The following is a 14387-nucleotide window of genomic DNA, read 5'->3' as shown; positions in this document are numbered from 1 at the left end:
CTCCTGCGGCTACTCCGACCCCCGCCACTTCAGCGAGTCGTTCCAACGCCATTGGGGCCTGTCCCCCGCCGCCCTCCGCGCTCGCGGCGGCACCGCTCATCTCTAAGGCGCCGCTCCCGCACTCGCGCCGACGTGCCTGTATTCGAACCGGAAGCCATTCGCCCGGCAGCTGTCCCGCTCGCCTGCCCCACTGTCCCGGCCTGAACGGGGGCTTCGAAATCGGCCGTGACGCCGGGGTCGTCGGGGTCGTCGTGGATCCGTGGTCCCGAAGTGGCGGGCGCTAGCGTCGGCCTATGAAGGTGTACTTGCTGTGGCAGACCCACGACCTGGCTGCTGACGCCGATGACAAGCCGGACGAAGATGCGAAGCTGCTCGGCGTGTACTCCTCCGGCCTAGCAGCGCAGGCCCGCATCGTCCGAGCGCGGCAGCTTCCCGGCTTCCGCGACAGCCCTGACGGCTTCGAGGTGTCGGAGTACACCGTGGACGAGGACGGGTGGAGCGAGGGCTACACAACGGTCTAGCAGCCGCGACATAGGTCAGCCTATTGATGTACGTATGAGCCCTGCGACGTTCCGCGATCACCGTGCACGGACCGCACCGCACGGCGTCCGCACCTGACCCGCGCTTGTGTGCGGCCTCAGCCTCCGGTGCAGGCGTTGGACATCGCGGCGGAGTCAGTCTCGAGCAAGTTGGAGTTCGGCAGCGAGCCGGACCCCACTGAGTTCCCCATAGCGATGTAGTCGTCGCCGACCTTCTTGATCGCCGCCGCCGCGGCCGGGTTGGTGGACTTGGTCGAGTCGGTGTCGAGCTTGGTCCCGATGGCCTTGATGGTGTTGATTGCGTCCGACGGGTTGCTGGCGGCGCTGGGCAGGGACTGAGAACCGCTGCTGAGGTCCGATATCGCGGCCTGGCAGCCCGGGTCGCTGACGCCGAGCCCGCCGCCGGTGGTCGAGCCGTCGGATGACGAGTTGCTGCCGGTCGACGGGCCACCGGCTGTGGAGATGCCGCCGGTGGAGCCAGCCGCCGAGGTGTGCGAACTGTACATGTACGCGCCGCCTATGATGCCGGCCAATACGACGGCGGCAACGGAACCAGCGACCAGCAGGCCCTTGTTGTTGTTCCGCCTGCCAGCGCCAGGCCCACGGAAAGTATCGCCGGGGACGAACACCCCCGAATTCAGAGCCGTGCCCACACTCGCGATCGGTGCCGCTCCAGCCGTGATCAGGTCCTGGTGAAACGGTGCCGGACCGGGGTTGACCGACGCCCCGTTAAGCAGGCCTATGGCCTGCTCCGCCGTCGGCCGATTACGCGGATCCTTCTCAGTCAACGCATGGACCAGCGGTATCAGGCGTCCACCACGCCGCATCTGAGGCAACGGACTGGTCAGAACCCCAGTGACGGTCCCCGTCTCAGAATCGCCACCGAAGGGCTTGTACCCTTCCAACGCTTCGAACAAGGTCACACCAAGGCTGAACAGGTCAGAGGCAGGGTCACCTGACTGTCCCAACTGACGTTCGGGCGCCATGTACGGCGCGGAGCCTATGATGAAGCCGGTATGTGTCAGGCTGACGTCGCGCTTGTTCTTGGAGATCCCGAAATCTGTCAGCAGCGCCCTGCCGTCGCTCTCGTTGATCATGATGTTGTGGGGCTTGATATCGCGATGGACGATGCCGGCATTGTGCACGTGGCGAATTGCCGACAGCATCTGTCCGGCCATCGAGGCCACAGCCTCTACCGGAGGCGGTCCGGCTTTCAACAGCTCGCCCAGCGACCGGCCACGCACGAACTGCATGACCGTCCAGGGCGATCCACCCTCGACGACAACGTCGTAGATGGTGACGATGTTGGGATGGTCGGAAAGAGCCGCCGCATTGCGGCCCTCTTGCACAGCCCGTTCTAGGAACTCCGCATGATCGACGGCCGCGATCGAGTCCAGCGACAGCTCCTTGATCGCGACCGCCCGATCCAGCTGGCTGTCCCGACCCTCCCAAACCCTGCCCATGCCACCAGACGCGATCTCCCGGACGAGGAGATACCGCCCGTTTCCGATCTGTCGCACAGGCTGGCTTCCGCCCTGATCGTTGGATACCACCACGTTCAGCAGGGTACTGATTGCCTTGATCGACAGGTAGGGCAGCTGTGGCCCCTGACGGACTCATCGCGACCCAATCGCCCAGATGTCCGACATTCCCCGCAGAAGCACAGCTGGCGAAGCAACCGAGCCGAGCCCGATCCCGACGCCTAAGCGAGCCGAACAGCCACCGACCTGCACTTAAGCATTAGTCACGTTGTACGTGGAGCCGAGAGTGCTCACAATACATTGATACAATGCAGCCCTGACCTGCTACGGAATCCTCCGAGATAGGCGTTCCTTGCGAATTTCGCCGCGCATTCGCCAGAAGTTCCGAGACGGCGTGCGACAGGTTGAGCCGACGAATCCGGCAGATCCGTTTCAGCCCCTGGCCCCAGCCCACGGTCGGCGCGTTCTCATGATTTGAGACTGAGCAGGCTGCGCGGGTCGGCGGCCCAGCAGGTCGTGACTGCCACGATGCCTTCCCCGGGTTTCGCCGTGTGAGCCGAGGTATTGGCGGGCGACGTAGTCGGTGGCGTGCCCGGACTTCCGGTCCCCGGAGTCGTCGATGATCGGCACGCCGTCGGCGTGCGGTGCGGTGCGCGAATTGGCGACCAGCAGCTGGACCCTGCGGTCGTTGTCCTTCTCGTGGCCCCACGGCGACTAGGACAAGAACCATTGCAGCCGCTGCTCCTCGGGATGCTTGGAACCCACCCCGGATCGGTCTCGGCCAGTGCCGTCAACGTCTGGCTCCGCTCGCTCAGCCGCAGCAAAGCCGCCGTGTAGTCCCTGATAGCAGCCCGTTGAGCACGCGATACCAACACCGGGTCGAACTCGGCGAGATAGCCCTCCAACGGACTGGGAGCTGAACCCGGTTCCGGAGCCATGGGCAGAGCATTGATCAATCCCTGAGGCTAAACGGCAAGCTTAGAAAACGAGCTCCTGGTCGTACCGCGCCAGAATCGACTCCATCGCCTCCCGGCTCGGCCGGCCGGACGCGGACAGGCCCGCCGCCTCGATGAAGAACTTCTCGAAACCCGCCGGGCTGAGCGCCACCAGGATCGTGCTCGTCTCCTCGCCGACGTTCGTGAAGGAATGCGGATGAGTGCGCGGCACGTGCATGAACCCACCCGGCCCCTCCTCGGCGACCCGGTCGTCACACCGCAGCCGGAACCGGCCGCTGACCACATAGAAGGTTTCATCGTGGCCCTGGTGGCGATGCAACGGGGCTCCCTCGCCGGGGGCGAAGGCGGACTCCAGTACCGCCAGCGATCCGGCAGTCTGCTCGCCGGCGAGTTTGACCACGTACGGGCCCGGTACGTGGAAGCGGCAGCCCTCACCGGGCGGGAGCAACACGGGTTCACGGGCGTCATTCGTCATCTCGCAGCCCTCTCAGCACTCTTAGTCTCTTGGTGGCGACCTCGGTTCGTGTCTGACTTTGCGCGCTGACGCCGCTCTGGGAAATCCAGTGGTCCGATCTCGTCGGAAACCGATGCCAAGTGGCTTCTGGGGCCGGTTTTCGACATGGTTGGGGTTCCCGCCCTACGGATCCAGCTCGACGACGGCACTGGGCAAGGAGCGGACGGCTGGGCTAGTGACTTCGAAGCCGGTCGAGGGGAAGCGCGAGCGATTGATCGGTCGCCACGGGCCCATTTCACTGGGCGGCTTGCCGAGCGTCTGGCCCAGCGGCGAACGAATCGTCCCATTCAGTAGCAGCATCCAGAAGGTAGAGCAGGTGACTTTCAGGAGTGGGCAGATCGGCGCGCAGCCGTTCGGTGGTGAACTCCCGCTCCGCAGGCCGCTACGCGGAAAGGCTCACTCTCGACGCGATCAGCTGCGTAAGCAGGTTGAACAACTCCGCACGGCCGATCCGCAACGTGATGGGCCGCGTGACCGTTGGGGGCGCGGGGACTGACTGGACGTTTCCTGTCGAAGTCTACGAAGCCGACGTCAACGCCGAGGGGCAGGTCGCCAATACGGTTCAGACGCAGAACCTCCCGATTCAGATCATGAGGAAGAGGACGATACGAGAGTTTCTCTTCGATCTCACTGCGAAGAACAACCGTTGCGCGGCGTACCTGTTGAGGTTCACTGACGACGCCGGTTGGCACTGGGAGCCAACTGACGACATGCACCTGACGCAGATCAGCGACCGCAGCGACTGGTAGCCCCGCAGCGCTCATGCTTCCCAGCCCTTAGCTGCTGACACCCCCGTATTCATGTGGCACATGATCAGCATGGCCTAGCCGGCCGGTGGCACCGGGGCGCCTGATCAGGCAAGTCCTTTCCGCGCGGTCGCCGGTACTCATCTAGGAAGGTTGAACCGCTGCGGTAAGCCGATCAACGTCGATGGTCCCGTAAGTTCCGAATCGGATGGTAAGGACAAAACGGAGACGAGACGATAGGCGATGGGCAATGGGCACAGCTGCGGACGTCGAGGCAAAGCTGCGTAGCCGGCTCGCCAACGGCACCCACGTGCCCGGCCAGCAGCTGCCGTCTGAGCGCACCATCGGGCGGCTTGATACCAGCCGGAACACCGTTCGGCTCGCCCCGACAAGGCTGATTGCCGACGGCAGCATCCGGCCCGAACACGGCAGAAGGTACTTCGTCTGCGAGCCTCGCCGAGCCGATCCACCTGTCCAGCAGTGGAAGGTGAAGTCCGCGGGGCTCGTCTTGGAGGGCCCGCTCTTCGACGTCGAGCAGCGACAGCTCAGCTCGTCCGCCGGTCAGCAGAAGCACTCGTATATCGCGCGCTCGCCAGCCTCGGTCTCGACGGCGGTCCTGGACGTTGACGATCGCCTGCTCATGGTCTGGCGCCAACATGAGGCGCCGGGAACCGGGTCGTGGGATCTTCCGTGCGGGCCGGTCGAGGAGGGCGAAGATCTGGTTGCGGCGGCGGCGCGCACGACGAAGACGCTGACCGGAGTCAGTCCGGCGAGGCTCCAGCACGTAATCGGCTTTCAGCCGTTCGCCGACCTCGCGGACGCTCGCCAGGAATTGTTCGTCGGCTGGTCCGACCTCGCGACGCCGATCAGTACGCGCAGCCGGGGCGAATACACGGCAGAGTGGATCGGGCTGGCCGAGCTTCCCGCTCTGATCGCAGAGGGAAGCTCCAGGCACCCATAAATGCATATCAGCCTCTTAATGCGGATGCGTGATCAAGGCGTCGAACGAGTCGGCGTACCTGCCCGCTTTGAGAGGCATCATGCAGCTGGCATCACCACGTCTCCTCAGCGCCGTCCTGCTGCTCGCTGGTGCTCTGGCCGACTGCGGCGGCGCGAAACAATCAAGCACCGCATTGCCGTCGAAGGCGATCGCGACGCCGACTCCTACTGTGTAACGCGGGACTGCGCCCCAGCGAAGTCCTCGCTCTGCGGATTCAGGACTGCATGCTTCCTAAGAAGCGTGGAGCATGGGGTTCGCTGTGCCTCGCGGGCTCGACGCCATACAGCACGCCAATCTGGACAGATGAAGGGGTGGAAAGCCCATGCAAGGCCCTCAAACACCGCGCGAAGAACGAGAGTCGCACCGTTCCCGCTTGCCCTCAGCCGGCGCTCCACCTGCGCGCACACATCGAGGAGTCCGGTACCGCCGAGGACGGGCGGCTGTTCTTCCGCGCTGACGGTGGACCACTGGGCTACGCGACCTTCGCCAGCGTGTGGTCTCACACCCGCGAGACCGTCCTGAGCCCGACCCAATGCGAATCGCCGCTGGCCAAGCGCCCCTACGACCTACGCCATGCCTGCGTATCCACCTGGCTCAATGCCGGCGTCGCCGCACCGCAAGTCGCCGAGTGGACCGAGCCGGAGTCCGATCTCGACGCCTGAGCGGGCCGAATTTCACCGCGCATTCGCCGCGAGCACCACCAAACCATGATCTGAAACGGGTTTGGATGAGACCTGACATTCGAACGACGAGGCCACGAAAAACGGTCCTGACCTGCGGGTCAGGGCCCTCACCAGCCGTTCGAGCACGTATCGAACATATGTTCAGTGGAGCCAAGGCGGTTCACAAGGTATTGATATAATTTAGCGCTGGCCTGGTGCAGAGCCATCCGATATAGGTGATTCTTGCGAGATTCACCACGCATGCACCACGGGTTCTGAGACAGGGCGCGACCAGTTGCGACAGAGATCCGGCTGGCCGACCGCGGTCCCGTGGCTTTCTGCTACACGCTTTCGGCTTCAGGGGCATGCAGCCCGTCAGCAGGATCGCTCCGCAGCAGGCGGCAATGTCCGCCTGCTGCCCTATTGCGCCCAGGAACTTGGCCCCTGCTTGATGACGACGATTTCGCGAGCCTGGCCTACTTGCCACAGATCAATCCGATAGAGGAAGTGATCTCCGGGCCCGCCGTTGGTATCGCGAACCGGAGGCTCCGATGGAACGTACGAGACTCGAGCCCGCAGGAGGCCGGCGGGAACGACGATGGACGGGCCGTCGGCCGGATCGACCCCGGGGCTGGAGACGGCGAGGTGGCCGGTTGGGGCGTCGAGGTCGGCCTCCACGATGTGCACAGCGGCCGAATCCAGGGCCGGCGCTGACGTGTGAACGATGATCTGCGCCTCGACCAGGTCGTCTCTTGCGGTACCGACTGAGATCGAGTGAGGTTCCAGACCGATGCGGTGGACTGTCAACGCATCGTCCGTCCAGCCTCCAGCCGGTTGCGGATCGAATCCGTGATCCTCCAGCCACACCTCGTAGGGATCAAGATCCTGGACGTAGAACTGCCCGTGATCTGCGTCGATGAGGAACTTCAGCGAAAGATCGGCCACAACCGCAGGCTATCGGAGCACGGGCACCAGTGCGGCTGCTTGCGACGCCCCGGGACATCGCTATGCGATCGCGCGCCGTTTGGGATCGATGACATCGACACCACTGGCTTCCAACCGGTCTTCGAAGGTGTCGAATCCGCTCTCCCGGATGAAGGCAGCTTCACTCGCCGTGATCGGTACGAGCCACACGAAGCGTGCCGCTTCGGCGATTTCGAGGCTCGGACCGAACGGGTACGGCAGCGTCACCACAAGGTGATCGCACTGCGAGCCCGGGAACCACGGCCTGCCGATGTTGATGATCGAACCGATGGCCAGAGGGTGGGCCGCGAAAGACTGGAAGTGAGCCACCATGGCCAATGTCTCGACGATCAGGTCGTCCTTCGCCGGCGACATGACGAAGTACTCCAGACCGCTGGTCTCGGCCGACGTCGAAGCACCCACCGAAACGTACACCCACGCGTCGAGGGCTTGGGCGGGCTCGACCCGAAGCACGCGGAAACCTGGCACCCGCTCTTCGATCGGCCCTTTACCCCAGGTCAGAACCTCGCGATGGCGCGTGGGCCAATAGCTTGCGACATGCGCGTCCAGCGCGGCGAGCCGATCCTGCAGATCGTTCATCACAGTCCCAAGTTCTTGTTGATTGCTTTCGAGATCTTCGCCATCTCCGCGCCCTGCTGGTTCTGACAACGTTTGCACACCGCGCCGTTGATGTTGGTCTGAGCCGCTGCGACGCGCTCCGCCTTGGTCAGGTGAGCTCCACCTTCAAGGTAGTAGTGGATGACCAACGGCGGGTCGTGCTCGGGGATCGGCGCTGTGGGTGTCCCGGTCTCCATCGTCTTCCCACAGACTGGGCAGGGCTCTCCTTCGCCAGCCGCACGTGCAGCCTGACCTGCGGGCGAGCTCGTCTGCGCACCACCATAGTGGGCTTGCCGATTGTAACGCTGCGTCGGTACGGGGTTCTCGGTGTCAGTGACCGTACCGTTGCTGTCAACCTCGAAACGCGCCTTCCCGGACCCGGTACAAGCTAGTCCCAGCGGGTCCATCCAGGTGAGAGGGTTGAGCACATAGCCGTGATCGTTGGGAGCGGGATCGAGCCCGAGTGGGTCCGGTGACAGATATGCCGCGATGCCCGGGTCGTAATAGCGGTGGAGGTTGTAGTTCAGACCGGTCTCGTCGTCGCGATACTGGCCCGCGAAACGCACCGGACAGCGAGTTCGGCTGTCATCGCTCTGTTCGGCTTCTTCACCCCACAGAGTCGTGGCACTGTGCCAGGCAATGCTGCCGTCAGCTGCCACCAATTCGCTGGGCGTGCCCGCGATGTCAGTGACGATGGCGTGGAAGACTTCGTCGATGAGCGCTTGGTCTGCATCCGCAGCCCACATCCGGGTGGTCTGAGCGGCCGGCCGGAAGGTGTCGGGCTCGTAGTCCCAGGTGAGACTCTGACCACCGCCCGAGGGCGACGTCTCGGTCTGCTCCGCAAGGCGGGTTCCGTCCCACGTGAACTCCACTAGCGTGCCGGTCGTTCCATCGCCGATCACTTGTAGTTTGCTGGTGCGCCGACCCAGAGCGTCGTACGTGTAGCGCCAACGAACGTAGTCGGGGAGCGTGACCTCTGTCAGCCGGTCGTCGGCGTTCCAGGAATAAGACCAGATCTTTCGCTGCCCCGACAACGTCCGGCGTATCCTGCGGATGACCCGGCCGGCCGAGTCGTACTCGTATGAAGTCCTGCCGGCCCGCCGTACAAGCGTACCGGCGGTTTCACGGTCACCGGCCGTGTGGGAGTCGCCCGGCAGCGTGGCCGAGGCGAGGTTTCCGAATGCGTCGTAGGCGTACGCCTCATTCCACGTGCGAGCGGAAACGGCCGTTACCCGGCCGATCGCGTCATACCGGTACCGGCGGGTGCCCCGCAACGTGTCCCTGACCTCGTTCGGGTTGCCGTCAGCCAAGTAGTCGTACTCTCGGCCGAGGACCAACCGTCCGGCGCCGTGTTCCCCGGTTGGGCTCGACGCCTGATCGCCTGCCCATAGCCTTTGCTCCGTCAAACGGCCGGCGACGTCGTACTGTGCTTCCAGACGAACCGTCCCGCCGAAGCCGCGGACGGTCTCACGGCCACTGATGTCATAGTCGAACGTGAGAGTTCCGGCACCTACGTCCAAGCTACGGGTACGGCCGGCATCGTCGTACTCCCACGTCGATACCGCTCCGCTCGGGGTCCGGCGGCGTATGCGACGGTCAGCGCGGTCGTATTCGTTCCACACCGTGCGGCCGTCGACCGTTTCGGCAACAATGCGCCCGCCGAGATCGCGAACGATTTCCGCGCTGGAGCCGCCCGGCCCTGTGGCCCCGATCAGGCGTCCAGCTAGGTCGTAGCGGTAGCCGAACTCGCCGTCCACGTTTTGGCGGGCGACCAGCCGGCCCGCCGGATCCCGGACGAAAACCGATCGCTGTCCGAGACCGTTCACCTTCTCGACCATCTGGCCTGCGGCATCGTATCCGTAGGCGAGGGAGCGCTGGATGAAGTCGGTCTCACGCACCATCCGGCCAGCAGGATCGTACTCGTAGCTCCAGACAGCTCCCGCAGGGTTTGTCACCGACACCAGGTTCAGCTCGGTGTCAAACCCGAACCCGAACCGTTCACCGTTCGGATCAGTGCGAACCGTGGCCTCGCCGAACGGTCCCAGACCGTACTGAGTGAGGCCGCCCAAGGGATCGGTGAAGGAAACCAAATGGCCATCGGCGTCGTAGGTCCACTCCTCCCGGGCGCCGTCAGGCATGACCCGCCACGCAAGCAGGCCCTCCGGGGTCCAGCCGGTCGACGTCGTCGCCCCCAGAGAATCCGTCATTGACACGACGCGGCCCCAAGCGTCACGTACCACCTCGACCCGGGCGTCGATCGGATCGACCACTGTGATCGTCAACCCTGCGGCATCGGCCTCGAACTCGGTTATGAGGCCCAGCGCGTCGGTGCGAGAGCCCAATGCGCCGTTCGGGTGGTACGCGTTCCGTGTCTCCTCGTCAAGCGGGTTGACCACCGAGATGAGGTTGCCATCCGGATCGTATTCCTGCCGCCAGAGGGATCCGTCGGGCAGCCGGGTCGCGACTACTTCGTCATGGTCGTTGTACTGGATCTCGGCCTCAAGACCATCAGGCCCGACCGTCCGGACGACGTTGCCGCGTTCGTCCCGAACGTAGCGCGTGGTGTTCCCCAGCGGATCGGTCCGGGTCAGGAGACGACCGAACCGGTCGTTCTCGAAGACCCTGGTGCCACCCAGCGGGTCAGTAATCGCGCAGACGTGACCGTAATCGTCATACCGATACGTGATGGGATGGCCGAGCGAGTTCGTGAAGACCGTCACGCGGGACCGACCGTCGTACTCGAAAGTCCCGGACAGGTACTCATCCGCACCACCGGTTCGCACGACACGGCCGGCTTGGTCGTACTCGTACTCGTAGCGGTACCCCGCGCGATCGATCCACGCGGTGATGCGCCCCGCCTCATCGTGTTCGTAGGAGTACGGCAACCCGGAGGAGTTGATGACACCAGTCAGCCGCCCGCGTTCGTCATAGCGGTATTCCTTGAGGACGGCACCATCATCAGTGCCGTCATGCAGCCGAAGCCGGGCGACGCGAGGGCCCGCAGGAGTCGCTACCGTGTCGATGGCGACCCGATATCCCGGATGTTCGATCCCGGTCGGGGTGCCGTTCTCATCACGCAGGATGTCGATGCGGTTGCCGTGACGATCGGTGATGGCGACGAGGTCGCGTATCTGGCCCAGATCGCCGCGATAGTGGACAGTGGTGAAGTGGCGCGTGCGACCGGACAGCGGCTCCGTAATCCGGATCTCGTCGGTTTCTTGATCCCAGACCATCGGCCAGCGAGCGCCTCGGGTCGGCAAGACTTCTTCGCCAGTCGCGGGAACGGGATAGTCCAGACGCTGGGCGTCGTCTCCCGCGAAATGGATCCCGGCCGCGTTGACTGACAATCGCTGGTCGAGCGTGGAGGACCAGCCCAGACCGAACAGCCTGCCCGTCTGGCATCCGGATGAGTACGCACGACGCAGGACTATGGGAAGCACGCCGGGAAGCTCTAGATCCGTTTCCCCGGAGAGCATCCAACCCGAGACTACGTCGACCGGGTCCGTCTCACAGGTGCCTTCGGAGTTGCCCTCAGCCGTGCGGGCCTCGGCGCCGATGGCGCCCTCCTCCTCGGTAGCGCCGCCCTCCACGTTGTTGACCAGGCTGCGCTCCTCGCCTTCGGCCTCACCCCCAAGCTTGCCGAGCAGGCGCCCGCCGGCGAACTGAAGGCCAAGCATTCCGGCACCCAGCAGGGCGTCACCCCAGTGTCCCTGCATCGCGTCACCAGCGACTTGCATGCCGGTACCGACCAGGGCCACCAAGTTGTCAGCTTCAGCGAGTCCCGCGGTGATGACGTCGACGCCGGGGATCCAGGAGGTGGCCAGGGCTATGACGTCGAGGATCGGGGCGATGTCGTTGGCGATCTCGGCGATCTTGCCACCCCACTCGGCCAGATCCGCCCCGATGTGCTCCCACCAGTGCTTGTTGTGGATGCCATCGGACTGGGCGTGACCGATGGCCCTGGCACAATCTTTCGCGGCGGTGATGCGGTCGTCATGAGCCTGGTTCGCCTGCGTCGTCAGCACGGCCATGCGGGCCTTGGCATTGCTCAGGTTGGTCTGCGCGGTGTCATGCGCGGTCTGTGCATCGGTCACGGCCTGCGGATTAGGGACGGTAGCGTGGCTTTGCTGCGCCGTCTTCAAATCAGCCGCAGCAGTACCGGCACTGGTAGTGGCACGCTGCAGATCGGCGTTCGCGTCTTGGGCCTGTCGCAGCGCCGAGTCAGCCTTCGACTGCGCCGCTTGGAGCTTGGGTGCGTAGGCAGCCAAAGCATCGGAGGCCTCGCTGTAAGACGTGTACAGCTTCTGCAGGCGGCCCGGCAGGGGACCATAGGCGGACTTGAAAGCGTCAGCAGTCTGACCCACCCACTGCAAAGCCGCCGCGTCGGAACCAAAGGAGTTCAGACTCCGATACGCCGACTCAACGTCATGGGCGAAGTCACCGAACTCCTTGGCTAGGGCCTGCACTGACTCCACAACGCCGGGTGTCGGATCCCCATCCAGGCCCAGGATGTCCCAACCCGTTGGACGCACCATAAGTAAAGCCCCCCGTTTCCCCAGCTCTGACCACATGCGTTCATCGTGGCGTCGCCACCGCGATCAGCGCCCTGACAGAACGGCCCAACCAGTCGCCGGCCCTGCTGACAGGTCAGCCAGGACGGGAAGGACTTCCCCACCACGATCCGTCCTCACTCGAAGCTGCGTCACGCAACACCAAATGAGTCTACAAAACCACCCGTAGCTCCCGTAACCCCTTAGTGCACGTCGACTACTCTCCGTTCTCCACACCACTCACCAGCCCACCTGTGCAATCGCAGTCCCCGCACCCGGGTATGCGTTTGATTGTCAGAAGGCACACCACCGCGATGGCCACAGACGCCATCCGGGCCCTCGATCACATAGAAATCAAGGCATGGATGCACCGGAAACGCCACCGCGCATCCACCGCAGGCTCCGAGATGACCCCAGCTGAGGCCACATCCCAGAACCGGCGCCATCCCGCCTCCGAACGCCTCGAAACCGGCCACAACCAGGCATCCAAACAACCATGATCGCCGGTCTGCGACGCTGGCGGGAGCCCAGCGGGTTCGACACCATCGATCCTAAAAACAGGCGCTAACCTGCTCTTAAGTAGTCATATCGTATGTGGGGCCAAGGGGACTCACAATACATTGACATACTTTACCACCCGACCTGCGGCGTAACCGCTCTATAGCGGTGGTCTTTATGGATTTCACCGCGCATGCACCACTGGTTCCGCGACGGGACGCGACAGGTTGGGACTGAACATCCAGCGAGCCGACTGGACGAGGTCCTCATCGGGCGAAGGTGCGCTACCCATCCCCGTACTCGCGCTCAGGACTCGGCGCTCAGTTCCGGCTGTTGCCCACAGGAAGGACACAGTTCAGATGCCGAAACTCTCGAATGAGCAAGGCCTCCATATCTCGCGGTCCAGGGATATCGTGATCCTTCACTGGCATCGCGGACCACACGCAGGAGCCGCCCCTGGCCACCATCCAGTCGTAGGCTGCTGGGAAGTCACCATGGCCCATGACTGTGTCGTAACACCTGGCTATGCCGCGCTGGTGATCGTTCAGCCTGCGGCGCAAACCGTGCTTGCCATGTGCTTCGCCGATATAGACGATCCGACTATCCAGGTAAGGATAGCTGACGACTCTGGTACACGGAAACACGTATATGCCCGGCCTATCGGGCACCGACTTAGGCACCGTATAGGGTCCGCGATAGTCATAGGGCCGTCCTGGGAGCAGCTTGTACGCACCACCAAGGGGCGGCCATCCCACGCGAACCAAGCATTCATTGACGTTGGCGAACGGGTGGTCGTCGGGTAGCTCGACGCCTCGCTGTCAACGGCCATGAGGAAGTCGGGGTGGGCGGCCGGGTGATGTCGAGGCTGGCGGACATCAGAAATCCAGGTGGGTGCCCACCGAAGTTCTCGGTGGGCGGTCGTGGGGGTTCCCGGTGCGGTCAGCTCAACGGGATCACCCCCTTGCCGGCCAGTGCCTGGGCCAGTCGGTGCGAGTCTCCGCTGGTGAGCACCAGATGCGCATGATGTAGGAGCCGGTCGACGGCGGCTGTGGCGATCGTCTTCGGCATGATCGAATCGAAGCCTGACGGATGGATGTTGCTGGTCACCACGATCGAGCGGCGCTCGTAGGCGGCGTCGATGATCCGGTAGAACGCCTCGGCGGCCTCGGCCTGGACCGGCAACATGCCGATGTCATCAATGACCACGACGTCAGCCCGGCAGATCCGGGCCACCGTCCGCGCGGTCGAGCCGTCGATCTTCGTCTTGGCGATGACGGCGTGCAGGGTCTCCAGGGTGAACCAGGCGACCTTGAGGTCTTTCTCGATCGCCGCGTGGGCCAGCCCCTCCGCGAAGTGCGATTTCCCGGTGCCGGACGGCCCGGCGATCACGAGGTTCTCCGCACGGCCGATCCATTCCAGGGTCATCAGGGAGTTCTGTGTCGCCTCCGGGATCGAGGACTCCTCCGGCCGCCAGGAGGCCAGGGTCTTGCCGGTGGGGAAGTTCGCGGTCGTCCTGCGCAGCCTGCGGGTGGCGGCGTCCCGGCCGACGACCTCCTCGGTGATCAGGACCCGCAGCACTTCGGCGGGGTCCCAGCGCTGGGCGCGGGCGGTGGCCAGCACGTCGGGTGCGGTCTTGCGCATATAGGGCAGGCGCATCCGGCGCAGCAGTTTGTCCAGCTCGTCCGGCAGTGCCGGGGCGGTGGGGCTCATGGCAGCGGGCTCTTTTCGTGTTCGTGGTCTGTGATGGTCCATCGGCTGCCCGGCGGCAGCCGCATCGCGGCCTGGTCGGCCAGGGATGCGGCACTGGTGCGCAGTTCGGCGGCGTGGTCGTGGCGCAGCAGGCGCCCGGCCAGGTGCAGG

General features: G+C 64.4%; 10 protein-coding genes. 4 read left to right on the top strand and 6 right to left on the bottom strand.

The window, feature by feature from the left end; genetic code table 11:
* Positions 1-293: 293 nt before the first annotated feature.
* Entirely contained in the window at positions 294-521 is a 228-nt protein-coding gene (locus KGQ19_RS42045; RefSeq protein WP_212020031.1) for a DUF7336 domain-containing protein, read from the top strand.
* Positions 522-637: 116 nt separating this feature from the next.
* Here the strand turns inward: KGQ19_RS42045 and KGQ19_RS42040 are convergent, their stop codons facing one another.
* A complete protein-coding gene (locus tag KGQ19_RS42040; RefSeq protein ID WP_212020029.1) occupies positions 638-2095 on the bottom strand; it encodes a serine/threonine-protein kinase in 1458 nt (485 codons plus the stop codon).
* Positions 2096-2998: 903 nt separating this feature from the next.
* A complete protein-coding gene (locus KGQ19_RS42030; RefSeq protein WP_212020027.1) occupies positions 2999-3451 on the bottom strand; it encodes a cupin domain-containing protein in 453 nt (150 codons plus the stop codon).
* A 368-nt stretch (positions 3452-3819) separates the two neighbouring features.
* Between KGQ19_RS42030 and KGQ19_RS42025 the strand changes: the two genes are divergently transcribed.
* The 3 genes from KGQ19_RS42025 (at position 3820) to KGQ19_RS42015 (ending at position 5898) form a co-directional block, all read left to right on the top strand.
* Positions 3820-4239, top strand: coding sequence for a hypothetical protein (locus KGQ19_RS42025; RefSeq protein ID WP_212020025.1), 420 nt, complete (start codon positions 3820-3822; stop codon positions 4237-4239).
* Between the two features lie 247 nt (positions 4240-4486).
* Positions 4487-5197 carry an NUDIX domain-containing protein gene (locus KGQ19_RS42020; RefSeq protein ID WP_212020023.1) on the top strand — a complete coding sequence of 237 codons (711 nt, stop codon included), beginning with the start codon at positions 4487-4489 and terminating at the stop codon, positions 5195-5197.
* A gap of 263 nt (positions 5198-5460) precedes the next feature.
* The gene (locus tag KGQ19_RS42015; protein WP_212020014.1) at positions 5461-5898 is read left to right on the top strand and encodes a site-specific integrase; all 438 of its coding nucleotides are present in this window, start codon (positions 5461-5463) and stop codon (positions 5896-5898) included.
* A 420-nt stretch (positions 5899-6318) separates the two neighbouring features.
* Here the strand turns inward: KGQ19_RS42015 and KGQ19_RS42010 are convergent, their stop codons facing one another.
* The 4 genes from KGQ19_RS42010 to istB form a co-directional block, all read right to left on the bottom strand.
* Positions 6319-6843: a hypothetical protein gene (locus tag KGQ19_RS42010; protein WP_212020013.1), complete on the bottom strand. Its 525-nt coding sequence runs from the start codon at positions 6841-6843 to the stop codon at positions 6319-6321.
* Positions 6844-6903: 60 nt separating this feature from the next.
* Positions 6904-7461 (bottom strand): suppressor of fused domain protein, encoded by a 558-nt coding sequence (locus KGQ19_RS42005; protein ID WP_212020011.1) that lies wholly within the window; start codon positions 7459-7461, stop codon positions 6904-6906.
* Complete coding sequence (locus KGQ19_RS42000) at positions 7461-12014, bottom strand: RHS repeat-associated core domain-containing protein (RefSeq protein WP_212020009.1); 4554 nt, start codon at positions 12012-12014, stop codon at positions 7461-7463. The genes KGQ19_RS42005 and KGQ19_RS42000 overlap by 1 nt, the downstream gene beginning before the upstream one ends.
* 1452 nt (positions 12015-13466) lie before the next feature.
* Positions 13467-14237 carry an IS21-like element helper ATPase IstB gene (gene istB / locus KGQ19_RS41995; protein ID WP_212020007.1) on the bottom strand — a complete coding sequence of 257 codons (771 nt, stop codon included), beginning with the start codon at positions 14235-14237 and terminating at the stop codon, positions 13467-13469.
* Positions 14238-14387 lie beyond the last annotated feature (150 nt).

Origin of the sequence: Catenulispora pinistramenti (assembly GCF_018274385.1) — a bacterium.
GTDB lineage: Bacteria > Actinomycetota > Actinomycetes > Streptomycetales > Catenulisporaceae > Catenulispora > Catenulispora pinistramenti.
This window is presented reverse-complemented; position numbering and strand designations above follow the sequence as displayed.